This is a genomic window from Actinophytocola sp. (genome assembly GCF_035634895.1).
In the GTDB taxonomy this organism is placed as follows: Bacteria; Actinomycetota; Actinomycetes; order Mycobacteriales; family Pseudonocardiaceae; genus Actinophytocola.
In genome coordinates this window covers 48,365-70,968 of the sequence record NZ_DASQCC010000192.1, presented here as the reverse complement: position 1 = coordinate 70,968, position 22,604 = coordinate 48,365, and the positions used below count along the sequence as shown (strand labels likewise).

Here is a 22,604-nt window from a genome sequence, read left to right as displayed (position 1 = left end):
TCATCGAACCACCGCCGGCCAGGTGCGGGCCGCGCTCTCGGCGTCCGTGGCCCGCAGGACCCGCATCCCGGACGGGCGAACCCCCGTGCCGAAGTCGACGCACACGACGTCACGGAACCGCCGGACGGCCGCGGCATCGGCGTCGGTGAGGCCGCCGGTGACCACGACCAGCCGGCCCCCGCCGTGTACCAGTCCCGGCTCCCGGTCGGTCTGGGTCACGTCGGCCAGCAGGTCCAGCAGCATGTCCGGCGCGCGGGTCGCGCTGAGCCCGTCCGTGGTGCGCAGGGTGGCCGGGCCGGGGTGTGCGGCCAGCAGCGACGCGGCGAGGTCCACCGCCTCCTCGAACGCCGACGCGGCCAGGCGGCTCGGCCGGGTGTCGAGCAGCACGGTGAACGACAGCTCCCGCGGGTCGACGAGCTCACGCACCAGCAGGCGACCGGTCCGCGCGGTGGCCCGCCAGTGCACCTGCCGCCACGGATCACCCGGCGCGTACTCGCGGATCCCCACCGGCTCGACCGAACCGCGCCGCACGGTCGGGACGACGGCCCCGTCGGGGGCGTGCCGCCCACCGGCGCCGGTCACGCCGGCCGGCCAGACCCGTGGACGCACCAGAACGTCCGGCGTGTGTTCGACGGGCGTGACGCGCCGCGCCAGCCCGCACAGCCCGAGGCGCTCGACGGCCACCGGTCCGACCCGCAGCCGCCCACGTCGCCCGGCCACCACGGCGAGGTCGAGCCCGACCGTCCCGCCAGCGGCGATCTCGGGCAGTGGCAACGGCTTCGTGTCCTGACCCGGCGGGAACACCGTGACACCGCCCGCGAACGACCGCTCGGCGTGGACGGTCACGTACAGCCGCACGGTGTCGCCGCGCCGGGGGCGTTCCGGCCGGGCCGAACACGTCACCGCCACCGCGTCCCGACGGGCCACCGAGGCGACGGCGGCCAGCACCACGAACGCCAACGCGCCGCCCAGCACCCGGAACACCGCGTATCCGGCGAGCTCGCCGGCCAGGAACAGCACGACGGCGCCGGCCGACAACGCCACTCCACGTCCCGTCAGCGCCACGACCGGTTCCTAGGCGCGGACGGCGGTGTTCGGGAAACTCGACGCCAGCAGCTCGGCGACGATGTCGTTGGGCCGCCGCCCTTCGAGCTCCGCGTTCGGGTTCAGCACGAGCCGGTGGGCGAGGACCGGTTGCGCCAGGTCCTTGAGGTCGTCGAGCGTCACGTACGGCCGGTTCGCGGTGAACGCCCAGGCACGGGCCGCGCGAACGAGGGCGATGCTGCCGCGTGGGCTCGCACCGTACCTCACCCACCGGTGCGTGCGGGTCGCGGCGGCGAGGCCGATCGCGTAGTCCAGCAGCTCCGGTTTCACCGTCACCGTGCGGACCTCGGCGATCAGCCGTTCGAGGCCGCGGAGGTCGACCGCCCGCTCGACCGCGTCGGCCAGGCTGCCGGTGGGGCGCGCGGCGTCGGCGAGCACGATGCGCCGCTCGTCCGCCAGGCTCGGCGCGGCCATCTCGATCCGCATGAGGAACCGGTCGAGCTGTGCCTCGGGCAGCCGGTAGGTGCCCTCCATCTCGATGGGGTTCTGCGTGCCCACGACGAAGAACGGCGTCGGCAGCGGACGGCTCCGCGACTCGACCGTCACCTGGCGCTCGGCCATGGCCTCCAGCAGGGCGGACTGGGTCTTGGGGGTGCCGCGGTTGATCTCGTCGGCGAGCACGACGTTGGCGAACACGCCGCCGGGCCGGAACGTCCACTCACCTTCGTGGTGGACCGTCGATCCTGTGATGTCGCTGGGCAACAGGTCCGGCGTGAACTGGATGCGGCTGGCCGTGCCGCCGACGCCGCGCGCGATGGCGAGCGCCAGCGTGGTCTTGCCGAGGCCGGGCAGGTCCTCGATGAGCAGGTGCCCTTCGGCCAACAGGGTCGTGAGGGCGAGCCGGATCACGGTGTCCTTGCCCAGCACGGCTTTCCGGATGCTGTCGACGATCGCCGTGTACGTGTCATGGCCCGATCGGCTCGCGGCCGCAGCGGTCATTCCGGGCTCCGTTCTCGGAAGGGTCAGTGTGTGTATCACCGCCGGGATCGGTGCGTTACGAACCGTGGCTCAGGTGATATCGAACCGGTGACGTTCTCCGCGAAACTGACACGTCCGGCCGTGAGCGCTCGAATCCCCTGTCGGCAGAAGGAGACTCGAACATGCGTTACGTCCCCGCCGTGCTCGGGTGGATCATGGTGGCAGCGATCGTCGTCGTGGCCGTCACCTCCGCGCCCCGCCGGACGAACGCCATCGACGTCGTGCTCGCCGAGCCGCCGCCGCGCCCGCCGAGCCGCCCATTCGCGACGGTCACCACCACCACACCGCCGGCCGCCACCGTCCCCCGGACGACCACTGCCCCCACGACGACATCCACCAGCACGACGACCACCAGCACGACGACCACCAGCACGACGACCGACACGGTCGGTCCCACGACGACGACGTCGACCACCACGAGCCTGACGACCACCACGAAGACGGGAACACCGTGCTCGTCGCCCGACCTCAGCGGCCCGGTCACGGCGACGTTCCTTGATCCGTGCACGGGCGAACAGATCCCGAAGTGGCCCCGCACAAGGGTCGACGTGCCCCGGATGCCGGCCGCCGGCGGGGTGGGGATCGTCGTGCACACGCTGACCGACGAATTCGGCAACGAGTCGGACGACCACTACTTCGCCGCCGGCATCGTCACCGGACCCGGGACGTGGGACGGCAACACGCAGGTGGGCCTGCGCTGCCGGGGAGACCGGACGCGGGCGGAGCTCAAGGTCTACGAGTTCACCGCGACAGGCTGGGCCTACTTCACCGCGGAACGCCCGTCCGAGCAGGAGATCACGATCCCCGCGGACAGCAAGCTGCTCGACACCGTCACCATCACCCGAACCGACGAGCCCGCGGGCTCGACCTGTGAGGACCCATGACAAAGCCCGGACCCCTGAAGTTCCTCAAGAAGCCGACGTCCCGCGTCGGCAAGCTCTTCGCCGTCAACGGGCCGATCGTCGTGCTGCTGGGCCTGGCCGTCACGATAGCCGCCTGGCTCTTCCCCGTGGGTGAGTCCTCGTCGTCCGGCGAGAAACCCGGCGGAACAACGACATCCGAGCAGACAACCACGCGGTCGACGGCACAGTCGACCACGACCACGACAGCGGCGCCGCCGCCGTGTGGCAGTCCCGTCGTGGCCGAGGGTGTGTCCGCCGCGTTCCTCGAACCGTGTCAGGAAACCCGGATCGACGGCCCGTACCCCACCGTCAGGGTGGCGATCCCGCGCTATCCCGACGACGGCAGGCTCGTGATCGTCACGCGCATGCTCACCACCGAGAACGGCATGCCCCACAACGAACCACCGACCTACGGACAGACGACGGTCGACGCACGGACCGCCGACCCGGCCAGGAGCGGGCCGGGGGTGTGGGGTCAGACGCTGTTCGTCGGCCAGGACGGGGTGTGCACGAAGGCCGGCCGCGCCGAGGTGGACCTCTACCTGCTCACCCCGGCCGGGGCGCAGGAAGCCAGGGGCTGGCAGCCGGGCGTGGCGCTGACGATCCCCACCGGCTCGGTCAAGCTGGACTCCGTCGTCATCACCCGCGTGGACAGCAACTGTTAGTCATGCCCGCGGAACCGCCGGCGGACACGACCGGCTCGCCGGAAGCGGGTGTCATGGTCCCGTCCTGAACGGGTCATGACGAACTCGGGATCCTCTTTGCCAGGGTGGGTGTTTCTCGTCCACACAGGGAGGAACCGTGACCAATCTTCGAAAACGTCTGCTTGGGGCCCTGGTCGCCACCGCGGCCGTCGTGGTGAGCCTCGACGTGACGGCCGCGTCGGCGGCGCCGACGGGCCTGACCGCGGCGAACTTCAGGCTGCAGCAAGGCGCGTACAACCCGGCGATCGCCGGGCTTGACGGTGTGCTGCCCAAGGCGGAGCTGTCCGATGTCGTCGAAAGCGCCAACCGGACCGGTAAGACGTGCGGCGCGCATGCCCCGTCGGTGGTTGCCTCCTTCTGTTGGCAGTCCATCTCGGGCGCCGACGACGCGAACACCACCGACTGGTACCCGCAGGGCATCACCACCAGCGCCGACGCCGATCCACTGGGGAAATACCAGGGCAAGACGGTCATCGCGACCACGTGGTACTGGCACGCCGGCGGTACCGACCGGGGTGACCGGGTCGCGTTCGTGGACTACTCCAACCCGGACAAGCCGGTGTACCGGTTCGTGCTGCTCGTGGCGCCCACGACCACCGGCGGCAAGCCGGACTTCAAGCAGATGACCAACAGCAGCGGGGAGTCCGTACACGCCGGCGGCGTCTTCTGGTACGGCCATTACCTGTACGTGGTGGACACCTCCCTGGGGCTGCGGGTGTTCGACCTCGACCACATCTGGCAGGTCGACTCCACCCAGGACACCATCGGCCTGCAGTCGAACGGCAAGTACGAGGCGTTCGGCTACAAGTACGTCCTGCCGCAGGCGTTCACGTACACGTCGTCCATGGCGGGTGGCTATCCCGCGTTCCGGTTCTCGTCGACCGCGCTGGACCGGACCACCACACCGGTGAGCATGGTGGTGTCGGAGTACAACACCGAGACCACCGACACCCACCGGGCGGTCCGGTTCTCCTTGAACGAGAACGACTTCACCCTCGCGACCGCACAGGACGGCCTGGCGCACGGCACGGAGGCCTACGAGACCGGCATCCTCAGGGCACAGGGCACGGCGTCGGTGCGCGGCCGGTTCTACGCGTCCACGAGCTACTCCACGAGCAGTGTCCACTATGGCTCGTTGAGCAGCTTCACCGGCAGCCAGAACGTCGTACGGTACGAGAACGTCCTGCAACCGTACCCGGAGGACCTGTCGTACTGGCGGGACAGGGACCAGTTGTGGTCGCTGTCCGAGGACCCCGGCACCCGGGTCGTGTACGCGATGCAGGAGTCGCTGCTCGCGTGGCCGACCGTGCAGAACGGCGGCAGCGGCACCGATGTGAAGGCGTTGCAGTACCTGCTCAACGGTCAGGGCGATGCCGGTCTGGACGTGGACGGTGCGTTCGGGTCGGCGACGCTGGCCGCCGTGAAGCGCTTCCAGACCGCGCATGGTCTCGACGCCGACGGCGTCGTCGGTCCGCGAACGTGGAAGGCCCTGGTGCCCTCGCTCACGCAGGGCGCCACGGGTGACTCGGTGCGAGGACTGCAGGCCGAGCTCACCGCACACGGCAGGTCCACACCGGTCACCGGGACGTTCGACGCCACGACGACCACGAACCTGCGTGCGTTCCAGACCGCCAGCGGTCACCAGGCCGACGGCGTGACGGACATGGACACGTGGCGTGATTTGATCAACTGAGGACGAGCCGGACCGGCCGCGTCCGAGGCAGGAGCGGGCGCGGCCGGTCGAGCCGGCGTGGACAGTTCGGCGGCGAAGCAGCGAGCCAGCACACCGACCTCGCCGTTCTCGTCGACCAGTCCGACGTCGGCCAGTTCCAGCAGTTCCAGACCCGACGGCCCCGAGTTCGTCGCAAGCTCGTGGAAGGCGGCGCGGGCCCGCTCCCCCAGCAGGTCGTGGCGGCGGCGCAGGCGGCGGCGAACCTTTTCGTCCACAAGGGACAGTGCCGACAGCCACCTGTCCTCGGGCAGCGAGGCCACCCCGGGAAACCTGTCCAGCAACACCCGTGCGGCACGCAGTGCGCCGGGGTTGCCCGCGCACAGGCGTGCCATCCGCCGGGCTTCGCGGCCACCGGAACCGAGCAACGTCAACGCCTCGGCCGCACCCAGCCCGGAAAGCCGCACCACTTCGGCACCTTCGACGGCCAGCAGGGCACGTGCGCTGGTGACGAGCACCGCGCTGTCCCCCGCGCCGGGCAGGAGCGGGCGCACCTGGTCGGTGTCCACGACATCCTCGATCAGGACCAGCGTCGGCCGGTCCGCGAGGACCGCGCGGTACTGGCCGGCGCGGGCCGCCACACCGGCCGGTCGCACCCCCAACGCCGTCAACGCGTCACGCAGCAACTCCTCCGGCGCCGTCGGCGCTCCCGCGGAAAGGTACAGCTGCCCGCCGGGGAACCGGTCCGCCAGGGCCCATGCGACCCGCGCGGCCAACGCGGACTTCCCGATCCCTGGCCCACCCGTGATCACGGCCGTCCGCCGCTCGGTCACGATCCTCGCCAGCCGCGCCTGTTCGCCGGCCCGGCCGACGAAGTCGGGTGCCGGCGGCGGCAGCTGTCGCGGCGGCGCGACGTCGACGGCGGGCCGGGAGACGCCGAGTTCAATGCTGTCGACCAGGATCGCCTGCCGCAGGGCCAGCACGTCGGGCACGGGTTCCAGCCCGAACTGGTCGGCAAGCAGCCGCCGGTTGTCGTCACACGCGGCCAGCGCGTCGGCCTTGCGGCCCGCCCGGTACAGCGCGGTCATCAGGTGCCGGACCAGGCGTTCCCGCACCGGATGTGCGCGGGTCAGGGCGGTCAGCTCGCTGATCACGTCGTCGTGACGGCCGAGGGCGAGTTCCGCCTCCAGCCGCAGTGTCTCGACGTCCAGCCGCAGTTCGGTCAACCGGGCGGCCTCGTCGGTCAGCCCCGGGCCGCTGATCCCGGCCAGCGCGGGACCGCGCCACAACGCCAGCGCGGTCCGCGCGCACGACGCGGCCTCACGTGCGCGGCCGCGTGTCAACAGCCCGCGTGCGTCGGGTGCCGCGCGTTCGAAGACCGACGCATCCAGGTCGTCGGGTTCGAGCAGCAGGCGGTACCCGTTCGGGAAGGTCTCGATCCGCGCGCCGGTGAGGGCGAACCGGAGCGCGGACACATGGTTCTGCACCTGCCGCCGCCCGGTGCGGGGCGGGCGTTCGCCCCACACCAGATCGACGACCGTGTCCACGGACGTGACCGAGTTCGCCGACAGCAGCAGCGCCGCGAGCACCGCCTGCGCGCGCGGCCCACCCAGCGGCACCGGCCCGGCGTCCGCGTGAGCCTCGACCGGCCCCAGGATGGCGTACCGCATCAGCCGGCGCGGGACACTAGTTCACCAGGGCCTTCCACGTGTCCGCGTCCGTGCTGCCGTTGGCGGTCAGCCCGCTCGCCGTCTGGAACGTGCGCAGGTTGGCCGTGGTGGTGGCGTCGAAGGTCCCGGTCACCGGGGTCGGCACGTCGTGCGCGGTGAGCTCGTTCTGCACCGCGCGCACGGCATCACCCGTGGCGCCCTCCGCGAGCACCGGCACGAGCCTGCCCCAGGTGTCCGGCCCGACGATGCCGTCCGCCTCCAGCGCCTGGGCGCGCTGGAAGTCCTTGACCGCGGCCAGGGTGGCCGGGCCGAAGTCGCCGTCCACGGCCAACCCCGCCGACTGCCGGCTGTTCAGCAGGTACTGCACGGTCCTGACGACGTCTCCCGTGTCGCCCTGGCGAACATAGGGCCACGCCGGCGCCGGCGTGCCCGCGCCGGTCCACTGGTAGGTGACCTCCACCCAGCCGTTGTCCTTCAGGCCCAGGCCGTCCCAGAACGTCCCGTCGGCCAGGTCGATGCCCGCCGGGTTGCCGACGGTGCGGTTGTACTGGTCCTTGCCGCCGTTGTAGTGGTCCTGGTAGGCGGCCTGCGCCTCGGGCTTGCCCTGCGGGAGGTCCTTCCACGACTGCCGGACCGACGAGGGGTTCCAGTAGTCGTCCTTGGTGTTCCACGGGCCGACGTCCCACACCGGGGCGACCTCGCATTTGTTGTTGGCGGGGTTGCACAATTTCACTGAGTAGGTCGTGGTTCCCTTGGGCGACAACGCCCTGCCCGACGGCAGTGCCACGAAGTGGTCGCGCGAGGTGATGGTGTGCCCGTTGGCGGTCGTCGCGCCGACCAGCCCCTCGCGGGTCGCGAACACCCGGTAGGTCGACGGCGTGCCCGCTACCGCGGTCCTCGCGGCGGTCGCCCGGTTGGCCGTGAGCCGCAGCGACGACACGGTCGGGCGCGCCGAACCGTTGCCCTGCAACGTGATACGCGTCTGCACGGCCGAGGCGGGCGTGGGCAGCGGCGTGCCGGCCGGGACCCACCCGGTCCAGCCGTGGTCGGCCAGGCGGCCGCGGACGTCCACGTCGACGGACGTCCCCGCGGGAGTTCGCGCCGACACCTCGGCGTCGATCCGGTCGGTCACGTGGTCCAGGGTGTGCACGGCCAACAGGTCGGTCGCATAGCCCTGTCGCCACACCGGGTCGTCGACCGTGACGGCACCCGACTGACGCGCCAGGTTGGTCGGCACCGCGTCGGTGACCAGGTCTGCCTTCCAGGCGGAACCGGCCGGTTCGGCGTTCGCCACCGGGGTGAGCTGGGCGGCCACGCCGATGGCGAGCGTGACCAGTGGGAGGAGTCGTCGCACGGGAAGTCCTTTCCAGGTAGGGGAACGGCCGCGCCCGGGGTCGGACGCGGCCGTCGCGGAGGGGTTACCGGGGCAGGGGCGAGGCGTACCCGCCGATGCTGCTGCCGCTGCGGGCGATGGTCTTCTGCAGCAGGCCGTCGTCATTGCCCGTGGCCGGGTTGTACGTGTTGCCCGAGATGTAGGTCACCGTGGTGCTCGTCGACGTCACGACGATGCCGGCGTGGCCGTAGGTGAAGTAGATCCCGTCACCGGGCTTCGGGTTGCTGGTGTGCCAGGTGCCGTGCTTCGTGCCGTAGTCCATGACACTGTCGGCCCGGCCGTTGAGGTAGGTGACGTTCGCCCCGGCGTTCTTCCACACCCACTTCACGAAGTCCGCGCACCAGGCCTCGGTGCGCCATCCGTTGCTGCAACCGCTGCCCCCGACACCGAGCTGGGTGCTGTAGTAGTTGCAGTTGTAGCCGCCGATCTCGCGGTTGTGCGCGGTGTTCGCGGCCTCCGCTCTGGCGATGGACAGGATCTGCGCGACCACCTCGTCGGGTGACGGCCGTGAGCAGGGGGTCTTGACCCGGTCCACGCCCATCGCGGTCATGGTGGCGGCGTCCGCCTGCCCGCTCTGGGTCAGGCCGTGCGCGGCCTGCCACGTCCGGACCGCGGCCTGGGTGTTGGGCCCGTACATGCCGTCCGCGTCGGCGCCGACCAAGGTCTGGATCCTGGTGACCTGAGCGCCCAGCTCGCCGTTGGTCTCCGGACCGGCGTCACCGTCGATCGAGGAGAGGCAGCGGTCGGTCTGGAACGCCGAGACCGCGGCCTGGGTCTTCGGGCCGTCGACGCCGTCGATGTCCGACACCGACAGGTAGGCCATCCCGGCGAGGTCCCACTGCGTCTGCCGCAGGTCCGTGGCGGTGGCGGCCAGCGCCGGGTCCGCGGACGCCACCGGGGCGACGAGGGCCAGAGCGGCGGTCAGCACGGTGGTCACCGCCATGCCGAACCCGAGCCGGCCGGCCCATGATCTCCTGCGTTGGGTTTTCACGGTTGTTTCCTTTCGTTGAAGGGTGATCACGACACGAGCGCTTGCCACGTGTCGGCCCCCACGACCCCGTCTGGGTCGAGCCTGCTGGTGTTCTGGAACGCGACGACCGCCGCGCGGGTGGCGTCGGTGAAGGTGCCGTCGACGGCCACGGTCGCCCCGTGCGCGACGAGCTCGGCCTGCACGGCGCTGACCGCGGGCCCGGTGTCCCCCGCCCGGACCGTGGCGACCAGCGCCTGCCAGGTGTTCGGGCCGACGACCCCGTCCGGCTCGAGACCGTGGGCGGACTGGAACGACACCACGGCCGCGCGGGTGGCCGGGCCGAAGTCGCCGTCGACGTCCACCGAGGCACCGTGTGCCTCGAGCAGGTACTGCACGGTGGTCACCTGACGACCCGTCTGTCCCTGCCGCAGGAGCGGCCATGCGCGTACCGGCGGCGGCGTGTAGTCGCCGAGAGCGAACGTGCGCAGGTCGCCGATGGTGCCGTTGAAGGTGTTCTGGTCACCGGGGAAGGTGCCGGCATCGTCGTACTGCCAGATCGTGTGGCTGGCCCAGCCGTGCGGCAGCGGCAGCGGGGTGCCCGAGTAGTTGGCGATCCACAACGGGTTGGTCACGCCGAACCCGGCGTAGTTGCCGGTGCACTGCGTCCACCAGTCCGTGGTGGAGTAGATGATCGGCGCCCTACCGGCCCGGGCGCGGTAGCGGTCGCTGAACGCGGTGATCCAGTCGATCATCGCGCTGTGGCTCATGCCGTAGCAGGTGGCGCCCTTCGGGTTGTACTCGATGTCCAGCGCCCCCGGCAGGGTCCTGCCGTCCGCACGCCAGGTTCCGCCGTGGTCGACGAAGTAGTCCGCCTGCGCCGCGGCGCCTGAGGTGTCCGGCCGCGCGAAGTGGTACGCGCCGCGGATCAGGCCCGCACTCGCCGACCCGTTGTACTGCTGGCCGAAGTAGCTGCTGGCGTACGTGACGCCCTCGGTCGCCTTGACATAGGCGAAGGACGCGCCCGCGGCCGCCACCGCCGACCAGTTCACGTTGCCCTGGTAGCCACTGACGTCGAGCCCACGCACCGCGGCCGGGGCGAGCGCCACCTCCACACGGTCGCCCGTGCGGGCCGCGAGACCCGACCCCGCGTGGTCCTGTTCGTCCGAGCCGGCCGCGGCCGCGCCCCCCGCCGACAACGACATCGCCGACACGAACATCGCCACGGCGGCCAGCACGGCGCCCAGCACCACCGGTCTGTCCCCAGTTCTGGCCATCGACACGCCTTCCTTCCACCGTTCGGGTACGTCGAGGCCCTGTCTACGGAAAACCGCGTTGTCCGGCTTCGTCGACTGGACGCCGGACAACAGAGCCCGGACAATTGCCGCCGGTCAGGTGGGACTACATGGGGGTAGGGATAGCTGTGCCGAGAGCTGAGCGGCCGCTTGTCGAGGACGACGTGCTCACCCGGTTCGCCGCGGATCTGCGGCGGCTGCGGGACAAGGCGGGGAGGCCGCCGTACCGGGAGCTGGCGAGACAGGCGCATTACTCGTCCACGACGCTCGCGGACGCCGCGGGCGGACAGCGGCTGCCGACCCTCGCGGTGACGCTGGCGTTCGTGCGGGCGTGCGGCGGTGATCCGGACGAGTGGGAGCAACGCTGGCGCGAGGTCGCCGCGGCGCGGAACGTCGGCGAGGCCGACGCCGGCATCGCCCCGGGCCAACCCTGTCCCTACCCCGGCCTGGCCGCGTTCCAACCCGGTGACGCGGCACGGTTCCACGGACGCGAGGCGCTCACCGAGGACCTGGTGTCGTTGGTGCGCGAACGGCGGTTCGCCGCCGTGTTCGGTGCTTCGGGCTCCGGCAAGTCCTCGCTGATCCGCGCCGGCCTGATCGCCCGCCTGCGCGCGGAGCGGCGGGTCGTCCTGCTCACCCCCGGCGCACACCCGCTCGACGAGTGCGCCGCCCGGATCGCGACGCTCGCGGGCGGCTCCGCGGCCACCCTGCGCCGCGAGCTCGACGAGAACCCGCGTGCGTTGCACATGACGGTGTTGCAGGCGCTGACCGGCGACGCCGAGCTGCTGCTCGTGGTCGACCAGTTCGAGGAGGTCTTCACCCTCTGCGCGGACGCGGACGAACGGGCCGGGTTCATCCGGGCGTTGCTGACCGCCGTCCAGGCCGAGAACAGCCGCACCCGGGTCGTGATCGGGGTGCGGGCCGACTTCTACGCGCACTGCGCCGACCATCCCGAGCTCGTCACGGCCCTGCGCGACGCCCAGTTGCTCGTCGGCCAGATGAGCACCGACGAGCTGCGGCGCGCGGTGAGCCAGCCCGCGATCGACACCGAGGGCACCCTGGAGACGGCCCTGCTGGCGCGGGTGATCGCGGACGCCGCCGGCCGGCCGAACGTGTTGCCGCTGGTGTCCCACGCCCTGCGGGAGACCTGGCACCGGCGGCGCGGCAACACGCTCACCCTGACCGGATACGAGGCGTCCGGCGGGATCCACCACGCCCTGGCCCAAACCGCCGAGAACGTCTACACGTCACTGACCGAGCACCAGCAGCGGCAGGCCCGCGACATCGTCCTGCGGCTGATCGCCCTCGGCGACGGCACCGAAGACACCAAACGCCGGGTCCGGCGCGACGAGCTGCCCGCGGGCGCCGAGGAGGTCCTGGACTCGTTGGTGGCCGCCCGGCTCGTGACCGTCGACGCCGATACCGTCGAGCTGACGCACGAGGCGTTGCTGGACGCCTGGCCACGGCTACGGCTTTGGATCACCGAGGACCGGGCGGCGCTGCTCGTCCACCAGCAACTCACCGACGCGGCCATGACCTGGGAACGCGAGAACCGCGACGCCGGTGTGCTGTACCGGGGCAGCAGGCTCGCCACCGCCCGGGAGTGGGCGGACCGGCACCACGACGACGTCCGGCGCGACCCGCGGGTCGCGCAGTTCCTCACCGCGTCGGCACGGCGGCAGAACCGGACGCGGCTGCTGGGCCGCGCCACGGTAGCGCTGCTCGCCGTGCTCACCCTGGTCGCCTCGGTCGCCGCCGTCTACGCGACGCGCCAGCGCGACGCCGCCCAGGCCGAACGCGACCGGGCCGTCGCGATCCACACCGCGACGGAGGCCGAGCAGGTCCGCGACACGGACGTCTCCCTCGCGGCCCAGCTGACCCTGGCGGCACACCGCGTCCAGCAGACACCGGAGACCCGGACTGACCTGCTCGACACCGAGAACAGGCCGTTGTCATCCGTCCTGGACGGCGGGACCAGGACGGTCTTCGGCGTCGCGTTCAGCCCGGACCGGCGGACCATGGCCACCGCGGGCGACGACGGCCTCATCCGGCTGTGGAACGTCACCGACCCCGCCCGTCCCGTCCGGTGGGGCCGGCCGTTGACCGGGCACACCGGGCGGGTGTACTGGCTGGCCTACAGCCCGGACGGCCGCACGCTCGCCAGCGCGGGCCGGGACCGGACCGTGCGCCTGTGGCACGTCGCCGACCCGGCACACGCCGCGCCGGCCGGCCCGCCGCTGAAGGGTCACACCAGCTTCGTCTTCTCCGTCTCGTTCAGCCCGGACGGGCGCACGCTGGTCAGCGCGAGCAACGACCGGACGCTGCGGCTGTGGAACGTCACCGACCCGGCGAAGGCAACGCCGCTCGGTGGGCCGCTGGTCGGGCACACCGACGCGGTGGCCTCCGCGACCTTCAGCCCCGACGGGCGCACGGTCGCCAGCGCCGGGCACGACCGGACCGTGCGGCTGTGGAACGTCACCGATCTCGCCCACCCCGTGCCGTGGAGACCGCCGCTGGCCGGACACACCGACACCGTGTACGCGACGGCGTTCAGTCCGGACGGCCGAACCCTGGCCTCGGTCGGCAACGACCGGATGGTCCGGCTCTGGAACGTCACCGACCCGGCCGCCGCCACTCCCCTGGGCCAACCGCTGCCGGGGCACACCGACACCGTGTACGCCGTCGCGTTCAGCCATGACGGCAGGATCCTCGCCACCGCGGGCGCGGATCACGCCATCCGGCTGTGGAACCTGTCCAGTCCCGCCGGTGCGGTCCCGCTCGGCCGCCCGCTCACCGGGCACACGGGATACGTGTACTGGCTGGCGTTCAGCCCGGACGGGCACACGCTCGCCAGCGTGGGCGCCGATCGCATGGTACGGCTGTGGAACCTGCCCAGGACCGTCCTCATCGGACAGTCGAGCTACGTCAACGGGGTCGCGTTCAGCCCGGACGGCCACACCCTCGCCAGCGCCAGCACCGACCACACGGTGTGGCTGTGGAACGTCACCGACCCGGCCGACCCGGCGGCTCTCGGCAGACCGCTCACCGGGAACACCAACGCGGTCAACCAGGTGGCGTTCAGCCCCGACGGTCACGCACTGGCCAGCGCGGGCCGTGACACGACGATCCATGTCTGGGACGTGCGCGATCCGGGTCATCCCGTGCCGTGGAGCCGGCCGCTCACCGGCCACACCGGTCCCGTCACCGACGTGGTGTTCAGCCCGGACAGCCGGCTCCTCGCCTCCGCCGGCTCGGACGGCACCGTCAGGCTGTGGAACGTCACCGATCCGGCGAACGTGACCCCGCTCGACCCGCCGCTGACGGGCCATACCGGGGATGTCACCTGGCTGGCCTTCAGTCCCGACGGCCACACCCTCGCCAGCGCGAGCTCCGACGACACGGTCCGGCTGTGGAACGTGCGGGATCCCGCTCATCTGACGTCCCGCCGGATCAGCGTCGACACCGGCGGCGTGCTCGGTGTGGCGTTCAGCCCCGACGGGCGCACCCTGGCGACGGCGGACAATGACCACACGGTCCGGCTGTGGAACATCACCGGGGATCCCGTGCGGATCGGGCAGTCCCTGGCCGGGCACACCAGCTTCGTCTTCCGGGTCGTGTTCAGCGGCGACGGCTCGACCCTGGCCAGCACCAGCGACGACGGCACGATCCGGCTGTGGAACGTCCGGGACGTCACTCATCCCACCCCCGCCGGGCGCCCGCTGACCAATCACATCGCGCCCATCGACGGTCTCGCCATCAGCCCGAACGGCCGCGTCCTCGCGACCGCCAGCGACGACCACACGGTCGAGTTGACGGTCATGGACACCGGTTCGGCCGCCCGCCGGATCTGCGCCACGACGGGCACCGTCCTCACCGAGGCGGCGTGGACCGAGCACATTCCCGAGGCGCCCTTCCACCCGGCCTGCGGCTGACTCGTCACAGGACCCGTTCGACGACTGCGCTACCGGTGGAGTCGAATCCTCCTCGCGAGTGCGCCTCGCGGGGCACGTGCCGAACTCGGGGCGGACCGGCGGTCGTTCACCCTCGTGCCGCCGCGCGTCCGCCGGTCAGCAGGCGGACCAGGTTCGGCGTGACGTGGCGGTAGTCGGCGGGGTTCACCGGCGCGAACCAGTGCGTGGCGCGAACGCGTGCCGGGATGTTCAGCCTGATCTCGTTGAGCAGCTCGTCCACGTTGTGCAGGGAGAACGGGATGATCTTGGTGCCCTGGCGGTGCTCGTCGCCGAGCGTCTCGTCCAAGAAGGACAGTTGGTCGGCGACGGCGCGACGCATGGCGGCCGGTTCGGGGAGGGGGACAGCGCCGGCGAGGTCGGCGGCGATCCACACGGCGGCCATCTCGGAGTTGAGGGTGCAGAAGAAGGACGAGTTGTAGCCGTTGAAGTACAGTCCCGGGACGTCGACGGGGCGGATGTGCCGGTACAGCAGGAAGTTCCCGCGCGCGTCGAGCAGGCGCTCCCGGACGGCGTCGGTCAGGAAGGGCACGCTCCGCCTGAACCCGGTCGCGCACACGATGAGCTCCGCGGGGAGGATGGTGCCGTCGCTGAGCTGTGCGGCCGGTCCGTTGCCGTCGGCCAGCAGGCGGGTGATCGTGCGCTCGCGGCGCACGACGATGCTGCCGTCGGCGACACCCTCGAAGAACCCCTCGGACGCCAGGCCGGTGGCGCCGCGGATGATGTCCTCCATGCGTCCGGGCGGCACGAGCCCGAGCTCGTCGAGCCTGAACTGCCGCACGGAGACGTCACCGATGTTGTTGAGCATCCGGCGCCGCTGGCGGTTCGCGGGCCCGTGGAGGAACCTCTCGACGAGCCAGGGCCGCGGGTAGCGGAAGAGGGCCTCGCCCATGCGGGTGAGCATCAGCTTCTTGAAGTTGACCCGCCCACCGACCCAGCGAGGCATCTTCCAGACCAGGTGCCGGGCGATCACGGTGGTGCTGGCGGCGACCTCGCTGATCGGCACCGTGACGTCACAGGCCGTCTTGCCGTACCCGACGACGAGGACATGCCTGCCACGCGCGCGGTCGACGTCGTGGAACTCCGTGCCCGCACACAGTTCACCGCCGGCGGCGGTGAACTCGTCCAGCCCGGGATACGCCGGCACGGTGGGCTCGGACAACACCCCGTTGCACACGACGACCTGGTCGAACCGCTCGACGCCGCCGGCCTCGACCACCCAGCCGTCCCCGCTCGGGTAAACGGCCGTGACCTCGGTGTTCAACCGCACAGGGAGCGAGAACGCCTCCGCATAGGCGGCCAGATACGACTGGACCTGCTCCCCCGACGGCCATTCGGGAAACTCGGCCGGCATGGGGAAATCCGTGAAGGCATACTGCTCCTTGGGATTCTGGGTGATCAGCCCCGGATACCGTCGAGTCCGACTCCACACGCCGCCGACATCGGGTGACTTGTCGAAGACAACGACGTCGAACCCGACCTGCCCGAGCACCTTGGCGGTGGCCAACCCCGCGACCCCGGCCCCGATGACGCCAACCCGGCCGCGTCTCGTCGCTACTCCAACATTCACAAGCCAACATTGTGGTGTGTCGCCGGGGCGGCGTCATCATCCTTCCCGAGACAAAAGGGAGTTGAGGAAAGGGCGCCGCCAACGTCCGGGAGGTTGACCTCTCCCTCTCGCAAAGCGATCCGTATTCCAACGTCCTCCATCGAACATCGGATCTTTTCGCGGCACGCGGCAAGCGTGGTGTGCTGGCCGGGGTTTGGCCGGCGGGACAGTGGGCATGTCTGGGTGGTCCGCGCCGTCGACCGAAAGGGCTGGTCCATGCCGGTCGCAGGGTGGTACGCCACGCACGAGCAGATCCCGTCGAGCCGGTCGCGCACCGAGCTCGCGCACACGCGGGCGGTGAGGTTCCCGGCAGCGTGGTCGTCCGACCATTCGATGGGTGCGCTGCCGGCCGGCGGCGGCAGGGCGCGACCGTGGGCCCCGGCGTCATGACCGGCAAGCGCACCGCGACCAGCGACCTGTGGTGGAAGAACGCGGTCATCTACTGCCTGGACGTGCAGACCTTCGTCGACTCGAACGGTGACGGCTGCGGCGACCTCGTCGGGCTCACCGACCGCATCGACTACCTCGCCGGCCTCGGCGTCACCTGCCTGTGGCTCATGCCCTGCTACCCGTCGCCGGAACGCGACGACGGGTACGACATCAGCGACTTCTACGCGGTGGACGAGAAGCTGGGGAACCTCGGCGACTTCGCCGAGCTGCTGCGCACCGCCCACGACCGCGGCATCCGGGTGATCATCGACCTGGTCGTCAACCACACCTCGCACCAGCACAGGTGGTTCCAGTCGGCACGCAAGGGCCGCGACGCGCCCTACCACGACTACTACGTCTGGCAGGACGAGCGGCCGGAGGGCGAACAGGAGATCGTCTTCCCCGGTGAGGAGACGTCGAACTGGGCCTGGGACGAACAGGCGCAGCGCTGGTACTTCCACCGGTTCTACGCCGAGCAGCCGGACCTCAACACCGCCAACCCGGCCGTACGGGACGAGATCGCGAAGATCGGGGCGTTCTGGCTGGCGCTCGGCGTGACCGGCTACCGCGTCGACGCGGTCCCGTTCCTGCTGGAGGAGGTGAGCGGGGCGGCGGCAGGGGGCAAGGACCCGCATGCGCTGCTGCGTGAGCTCAGCGCGTTCCTCACCCGCCGCCATGGCGAAGCGGTGCTGCTGGGCGAGGTCAACCTCCCGTACGACAAGGGTGTCGAGTTCTTCGGCGACCACGGCGACGAGCTCAACATGATGTTCAACTTCCGGCTCAACCAGGCCATGTACCTGGCACTCGCGCGCCGCAAGGTCGCGTCGCTGGCCAAGGTTCTGAAGGAGCTGCCGGACATCTCGTCCGAGTGCCAGTGGGCCAACTTCGTGCGCAACCACGACGAGCTGAGCCTCGACCAGCTCAGCGACGCCGAACGCGCGGAGGTCTTCGCGGCGTTCGGTCCGGACGAAGGGATGCAGCTCTACGGCCGCGGTCTGCGGCGCAGGCTCCCGTCCATGGTGGACCTCGACGAGGATCGCGTCCGTCTCGTGTACTCCCTGATGTTCTCGCTGCCCGGCACCCCCGCGCTGTTCTACGGCGAGGAGATCGGCATGGTCGAGAACCTGGACATCGAGGGCCGGCTCAGCTCACGCACGCCCATGCAGTGGTCGGGCGGTACCCACGCGGGATTCTCGACCGCACCCGAGGGCGCCCGCCTGTGCCGCCCACTACCGGAGAACCACACGGCGAACGTCGCCGACCAGCGGCGCGACCCGCACTCGATGCTGAACTGGATGGAACGGCTGATCCGCCAACGCAAGGAATGCCCGGAGTTCGGCTGGGGCCGGCTGGAACTCCTGCACACCAAGGGATCGGTCCTCGTCCACCGTTGCGTGTGGGACGGCACGGCCGTCGTCGCCGTACACAACCTCGGCGACGAACCGGCGACCGCGCCCCTGCCGAAGAACTGCACCGGGCTGGCGGACCTCTTCGGCGATCGCGACGCCGAACCAGGAGAGAAGATCACCGTCGAGCCGTACGGCTTCCGCTGGTTCCGCGCCCACGGACACCACTGAGCGGTGCCTGGCGGCGAGCGGCTCCGGCCGAATGCGGGATCATCACCTTCATGGCGTTCCTGCGACTGACGGCGATCATCGTCGAGGACTACGACGAAGCGATCGCCTTCTTCACCCACGCACTGGGGTTCGAGCTGGCCGAGGACACCCCGGCCCACACCAACGACGGTCGTGCCAAGCGCTGGGTGGTCGTCCGCCCGCCGGGCGCGGAGACCGGGATCCTCCTCGCCCGCGCCGACGGCGAACACCAGACGGCGGCGATCGGCGACCAACACGCCGGCCGGGTCGGCTTCTTCCTCCAGGTCGACGACTTCGACACCACCTACCGGCACATGCGTGCCGCCGGGGTCGAGTTCCTCACCGAACCCCGAACCGAGCCCTACGGCCAGGTCGCCGTCTTCCGCGACATCGCCGGCAACCGCTGGGACCTCCTCGGCCCCGCCACCTCGACCTGATCCTGCCGCGCGCCGGCCAGGTCAGACATCTGATGACCTGCTGGCGTCAGCAAGCCAACTGGGGAGACTCGTTCCGTTCTAGCAAGTCCCTTGCAGCGGTTCCATACCCGGCGGGCAAAGATCCGATGTTTGATGCTGGCTTGTCGACTGTCGCGGTATCCCGGGAACTTTGACGCGTCCCGTTACGACTCCTTGTGCCAAGAACGGCATCCGGCCGTCCACCGAGGACTTCTGGAGTTGTCTCATGTCAACGACCGCGCAGTCCCCGCCCGCCGAGCAGCCGACGGACTCCGTCGCCGACCCGGCGGCCACCCGGCGCGACCGCTCAGCGCCGTCGCTGGAACCTCTGTTACGCCGCCTGCACTTCTACGTCGGCGTGTTCGTGGCGCCGTTCCTGGTGGTCGCGGCGTTGACCGGGCTGGCCTACACGGTCACCCCGCAGCTCGACGAGATCGCCTACGGCGACCACCTGCACGTCGCCGCGGTGGGTACGTCCACGGTCTCGCTGGCCGAACAGGTCGACGCCGCGCGGGCCGTCGTGCCGGACGGCACCGTCGTCACCGTGAGCCCACCGGCCGCGGCCGACGCCACGACCAAGGTCGTGTTCTCGGTGCCCGACCTCGGCGAGAACAACCGCACGGTCTACGTCGACCCCTACACCGGCCAGATCCGCGGCACGCTCACCACGTGGTTCGGGTCGACGCCGCTCACCACCTGGCTGGACGAACTGCACCGCACCCTCCTGCTCGGCGAGTTCGGCAGCATCTACACCGAGATCGCCGCGAGCTGGCTGTGGGTCCTGGTGCTCGGCGGCCTCGCACTGTGGTGGCGGCGCCAACGCGGGCACCGCCGGGTACGCCGCATGATCCGCCCCGACCTCCGCGCCAACGCCGGCGTGCGCCGCACCCGCGGCTGGCACGCCAGCACCGGCGTCTGGATCGCGATCGTCCTGCTCGTCCTGTCCGCGACCGGGCTGACCTGGTCGACCTATGCCGGCGCCCGGTTCGACCTCGTACAGGAGGCGTTCGACTCCACCAAGAAGGCACCGGACACCACCCTCACCACGAGCGCCCACGAAGGGCACACCGGCGGCGGCGACAGCGAACCCGCCGCGGCCGACCTGTCCAATGTGGACAGCGTGTTGGCGGTGGCACGCAAGCAGGGGCTGAGCGGTCCCGTGGACATCACGCCCGCCGCGGAGGGCGAGGCGTGGACCGTCACGCAGACCGACAACGTCTGGCCGGTCCACTACGACGCCGTCGCGGTCGACCCCGGCACCTTCGCGGTCACCGACCACGTCCGCTGGGCGGACCAACCGCTGCTTGCCCAGCTCTCCACGCTCGGCGTCCAGGCCCATATGGGCCTCCTCTTCGGACTCGCCAACCAGCTCGTACTGGCCGTGACCGCGATCGGCCTGCTGGCCATGATCTTCTGGGGCTACCGCATGTGGTGGCAACGCCGGCCCACCAGGGCGGACCGCCGCCGGCCCCTCGGCACACCACCGCTCCGCAGCACCTGGCGGAACCTGCCGTCCGTCCCCCTCGCCATCGGCGCCGTGGCGGTGGTCGCGCTCGGCTGGGCCCTCCCCCTGCTCGGCCTCAGCCTGGCCGCCTTCCTGGTCGTCGACCTCCTCGCCGGACTGGTCATCCGCCGGCGAACGCGTCAGGCCGCCGTGGGCAGTGTCGAGGAGGTGGCCCGGTGATCGCCGAACTGATGCTGCGCTGGATCGTGACCATCGCGTTCGCCGCCGTCGGGGTCTTCTGCGACTTCCGTGCCGTCACCCGGGGTCCCGCACGGAGTCGCGTCAGCGACGTGCTGCACGGTCTGATGTGCGCGGGCATGATCGCGATGGCGTGGCCGGCCGGGATGGACTTCGCGCGGGTTCCGCAGCTGTTCCTGTTCACCGCCGCGACCGTGTGGTTCGCCGGGATGCTCGTGATCGGGGCAGGTGGGCACGGCCGGTGGTCCCTGGCCCACCACGCGCTGATGATGGGCGGGATGGCGTGGATGGTGCTCGTCATGCCGACGGTGATGGCCGGAATGACCATGGAGGGCACGGCATCCGGCGGCGGGCACGCCGGACACGACATGGGCGGCGCGACGATGACCATGAACACGCCCGCGCACGTCGTGTTCGTCGCCGTCGTGCTCGCCGTGGTGTTCCTGGTGGCCGGTATCGCCTGGCTGGCCCGCGCGTTCGACGCCGGCCGCCACGAGGAGACGCTGCGGATGCCCACCGCGGGTCTCGCGGCGGAAGGGATCATGAGCCTCGGCATGGCGCTCATGGCGGCGGTGCTCGTGTGAGTTGTGGCGCATGCCGGGCGTGCGGGTGGCCTTACGCCGTCCGGGCGCCGGCCTGGGTGGTGAACCGGAACTCGAGGGTCACCGGCAACGAGGTGAGGTCGAGTGCGTTGCGGAGCCGGGGAAGGCCGTGGGTGGTGAGACGGTGGCGGATGTCGGTGAGATCGGCGTCCTGTTCGGTGGTGACGACCACGACGAGTGTGGGGGCGTGCCGGGCGCCGGTGAGGTCCGCGTACGCGGCGTGGATGCCGGGGTACTCGGCGATCTCGGCGGTGAACGGTGTGGTGGCGATCCGGGCGGCGAGCTCGGTGTGGCCGTCCTCGGCGTCGTCCGCGATCCGCCACGTCCGGGACTTGGGTTTCGTCGCGAGCTGCGCGGCCAGCCAGCGCAGGCACAGCAGGGCCAGGACGACGGCACCCGCGGCGATGGCGTACAGCACCCAGGTGGGCGGGAGGTCGGTGCCGGACACGAGTGCGGCGGCCGGGTCGACCGACAGCCTGCCCAGGCTGGCGGCCAGGGCGAGCCCGCCGCCGATCACCAGCGCGACACCGATGACCGCGAGCAGGAAGCGGTTGAGCCGGGCCGGCCGGTTCACGCCGGTCATGAGCCGCTCCTGGTCGCGATGACCCGCACCCGCACCGCCGGGCGGCTGTCCAGGGAGATCTGGTCGAGGCGGTGGCCGATGGCGGCCCGGACGGCCTCGCCCAACCCCGCGGGGGTGGTGCGATGGGTGCGCACCGCGGCGGTGACCGTCTTCCGGCGCAGCATCAGCGTGGTCGCGGTGACGCCGTCGACGGCGTTCGCCGCCGCGCGCAGCGTGGCGCGCAGACTCCGCCGCGACGCACCGGTGTTCAGGACGGTGTCCGTGCCGGTGCCGTTCTCCTTGTCCTGCAAGGGAATGACCGTGGGCCGGCCGGGCAGCGTCGCGGCGACCAGCAGGATGAGCCCGATGAGCACGACGAGGCAGGCGCCGACGGCGACGACGAGACTGTCCCAGTGTGTGGCGTGTGCCCGCTCGGCGATCGCGGCGTAGCTGATCACCGGTCGACGGCCGGCGATCAGCTGGATCGCGCTGATCGCGGTCAGTACGGCCGCACCGAGCAGAACCAGCGCGGTGACCGTGGCGGGGATGGCGCGGCGGGGCAGGCGCCTCATCGGACTCGCCGCCGCTCCGGCGCGGTGGTGTAGAAGGCGGTGACGGTGATGTCCACTCGCGTCACCACCAGGCCGGTGAGCTCGCGCAGCCGCCGGATCAGATGGGCGCGAACCTCGTGGGTGGTGCGCGCCACCGAGGCGGGGTAGGCGATCGAGAGCCGGACGTGCAGTGCCGTGGTCGTGTCGTCGCTGGTGACGCTGACCTGCGCCGCGCGGGACTCCGCCGGCGCGCCGAAGAGCCGCTGTGCCGAGCCACCGACGTTGTCGAGCTCGGTGATCGCCTGGACGGCGGTGCGTTCGACCGCCCGGTCGGCCACGGTGGTCCGACCGGGAAGGTCGGGACCGGTGTCCGGCGCGGTGTGTTGGCTGCCGGTCTGGTCGGCATCGGGTCGCCGCGGGAGGGCGGACGGGATGGTCGCGGTGGTCAT

Annotated in this window: 19 protein-coding genes; 8 read left to right on the top strand and 11 right to left on the bottom strand. The window is 71.2% G+C overall.

Annotation, left to right across the window (positions count from 1 at the left end):
• The 3 genes from VET29_RS29170 to VET29_RS29160 form a co-directional block, all read right to left on the bottom strand.
• On the bottom strand, nucleotides 1–1,065 hold the full coding sequence (locus VET29_RS29170; RefSeq protein ID WP_324926281.1) for a DUF58 domain-containing protein: 1,065 nt from the start codon (nucleotides 1,063–1,065) through the stop codon (nucleotides 1–3).
• 9 nt (nucleotides 1,066–1,074) lie between these two features.
• Nucleotides 1,075–2,043 (bottom strand): MoxR family ATPase, encoded by a 969-nt coding sequence (locus tag VET29_RS29165; protein WP_324926279.1) that lies wholly within the window; start codon nucleotides 2,041–2,043, stop codon nucleotides 1,075–1,077.
• Nucleotides 2,044–2,209: 166 nt separating this feature from the next.
• Nucleotides 2,210–2,566, bottom strand: a complete 357-nt coding sequence (locus tag VET29_RS29160) for a hypothetical protein (protein WP_324926277.1) — start codon at nucleotides 2,564–2,566, stop codon at nucleotides 2,210–2,212.
• Between the two features lie 64 nt (nucleotides 2,567–2,630).
• Between VET29_RS29160 and VET29_RS29155 the strand changes: the two genes are divergently transcribed.
• The 3 genes from VET29_RS29155 to VET29_RS29145 all read left to right on the top strand — a co-directional run bounded on the left by VET29_RS29155 (nucleotide 2,631) and on the right by VET29_RS29145 (nucleotide 5,381).
• Nucleotides 2,631–2,966, top strand: a complete 336-nt coding sequence (locus VET29_RS29155) for a hypothetical protein (protein ID WP_324926275.1) — start codon at nucleotides 2,631–2,633, stop codon at nucleotides 2,964–2,966.
• Nucleotides 2,963–3,649 (top strand): hypothetical protein, encoded by a 687-nt coding sequence (locus tag VET29_RS29150; RefSeq protein WP_324926274.1) that lies wholly within the window; start codon nucleotides 2,963–2,965, stop codon nucleotides 3,647–3,649. The genes VET29_RS29155 and VET29_RS29150 overlap by 4 nt, the downstream gene beginning before the upstream one ends.
• Before the next feature lie 136 nt (nucleotides 3,650–3,785).
• Nucleotides 3,786–5,381, top strand: a complete 1,596-nt coding sequence (locus tag VET29_RS29145; RefSeq protein WP_324926272.1) for a peptidoglycan-binding domain-containing protein — start codon at nucleotides 3,786–3,788, stop codon at nucleotides 5,379–5,381.
• Here VET29_RS29145 and VET29_RS29140 read toward each other — a convergent pair.
• The 4 genes from VET29_RS29140 to VET29_RS29125 form a co-directional block, all read right to left on the bottom strand.
• A complete protein-coding gene (locus tag VET29_RS29140) occupies nucleotides 5,327–7,027 on the bottom strand; it encodes an AfsR/SARP family transcriptional regulator (protein ID WP_324926270.1) in 1,701 nt (566 codons plus the stop codon). The genes VET29_RS29145 and VET29_RS29140 overlap by 55 nt on opposite strands.
• Before the next feature lie 16 nt (nucleotides 7,028–7,043).
• Nucleotides 7,044–8,381: a peptidoglycan-binding domain-containing protein gene (locus VET29_RS29135; RefSeq protein WP_324926268.1), complete on the bottom strand. Its 1,338-nt coding sequence runs from the start codon at nucleotides 8,379–8,381 to the stop codon at nucleotides 7,044–7,046.
• Nucleotides 8,382–8,445: 64 nt separating this feature from the next.
• Complete coding sequence (locus VET29_RS29130; RefSeq protein ID WP_324926266.1) at nucleotides 8,446–9,411, bottom strand: peptidoglycan-binding protein; 966 nt, start codon at nucleotides 9,409–9,411, stop codon at nucleotides 8,446–8,448.
• Nucleotides 9,412–9,437: 26 nt separating this feature from the next.
• Complete coding sequence (locus VET29_RS29125; protein WP_324926264.1) at nucleotides 9,438–10,664, bottom strand: GH25 family lysozyme; 1,227 nt, start codon at nucleotides 10,662–10,664, stop codon at nucleotides 9,438–9,440.
• A gap of 146 nt (nucleotides 10,665–10,810) precedes the next feature.
• Between VET29_RS29125 and VET29_RS29120 the strand changes: the two genes are divergently transcribed.
• Nucleotides 10,811–14,614 (top strand): helix-turn-helix domain-containing protein, encoded by a 3,804-nt coding sequence (locus VET29_RS29120; protein WP_324926262.1) that lies wholly within the window; start codon nucleotides 10,811–10,813, stop codon nucleotides 14,612–14,614.
• A 106-nt stretch (nucleotides 14,615–14,720) separates the two neighbouring features.
• Here VET29_RS29120 and VET29_RS29115 read toward each other — a convergent pair whose 3' ends face one another.
• The gene (locus VET29_RS29115) at nucleotides 14,721–16,220 is read right to left on the bottom strand and encodes an NAD(P)/FAD-dependent oxidoreductase (RefSeq protein ID WP_324926260.1); all 1,500 of its coding nucleotides are present in this window, start codon (nucleotides 16,218–16,220) and stop codon (nucleotides 14,721–14,723) included.
• Between the two features lie 425 nt (nucleotides 16,221–16,645).
• Here VET29_RS29115 and VET29_RS29110 point away from each other — a divergent pair, with 425 nt between their 5' ends.
• From VET29_RS29110 to VET29_RS29095, 4 genes are all read left to right on the top strand, one after another.
• Nucleotides 16,646–18,265 carry an alpha-amylase family protein gene (locus tag VET29_RS29110; protein ID WP_324926258.1) on the top strand — a complete coding sequence of 540 codons (1,620 nt, stop codon included), beginning with the start codon at nucleotides 16,646–16,648 and terminating at the stop codon, nucleotides 18,263–18,265.
• A gap of 50 nt (nucleotides 18,266–18,315) precedes the next feature.
• On the top strand, nucleotides 18,316–18,720 hold the full coding sequence (locus VET29_RS29105) for a VOC family protein (RefSeq protein ID WP_324926256.1): 405 nt from the start codon (nucleotides 18,316–18,318) through the stop codon (nucleotides 18,718–18,720).
• A gap of 244 nt (nucleotides 18,721–18,964) precedes the next feature.
• Nucleotides 18,965–20,422, top strand: a complete 1,458-nt coding sequence (locus VET29_RS29100) for a PepSY-associated TM helix domain-containing protein (RefSeq protein ID WP_324926253.1) — start codon at nucleotides 18,965–18,967, stop codon at nucleotides 20,420–20,422.
• Nucleotides 20,419–21,024 carry a DUF5134 domain-containing protein gene (locus VET29_RS29095; RefSeq protein ID WP_324926252.1) on the top strand — a complete coding sequence of 202 codons (606 nt, stop codon included), beginning with the start codon at nucleotides 20,419–20,421 and terminating at the stop codon, nucleotides 21,022–21,024. Before VET29_RS29100 ends, VET29_RS29095 begins: the two co-directional genes overlap by 4 nt.
• A gap of 31 nt (nucleotides 21,025–21,055) precedes the next feature.
• Here VET29_RS29095 and VET29_RS29090 read toward each other — a convergent pair whose 3' ends face one another.
• The 3 genes from VET29_RS29090 to VET29_RS29080 are packed head-to-tail and all read right to left on the bottom strand — an operon-like array spanning nucleotide 21,056 to nucleotide 22,604.
• Nucleotides 21,056–21,625 (bottom strand): alkaline shock response membrane anchor protein AmaP, encoded by a 570-nt coding sequence (locus VET29_RS29090; RefSeq protein WP_324926250.1) that lies wholly within the window; start codon nucleotides 21,623–21,625, stop codon nucleotides 21,056–21,058.
• On the bottom strand, nucleotides 21,622–22,176 hold the full coding sequence (locus tag VET29_RS29085; RefSeq protein ID WP_324926248.1) for a DUF6286 domain-containing protein: 555 nt from the start codon (nucleotides 22,174–22,176) through the stop codon (nucleotides 21,622–21,624). The genes VET29_RS29090 and VET29_RS29085 overlap by 4 nt, the downstream gene beginning before the upstream one ends.
• Nucleotides 22,173–22,604, bottom strand: a complete 432-nt coding sequence (locus VET29_RS29080) for an Asp23/Gls24 family envelope stress response protein (RefSeq protein WP_324926246.1) — start codon at nucleotides 22,602–22,604, stop codon at nucleotides 22,173–22,175. The genes VET29_RS29085 and VET29_RS29080 overlap by 4 nt, the downstream gene beginning before the upstream one ends.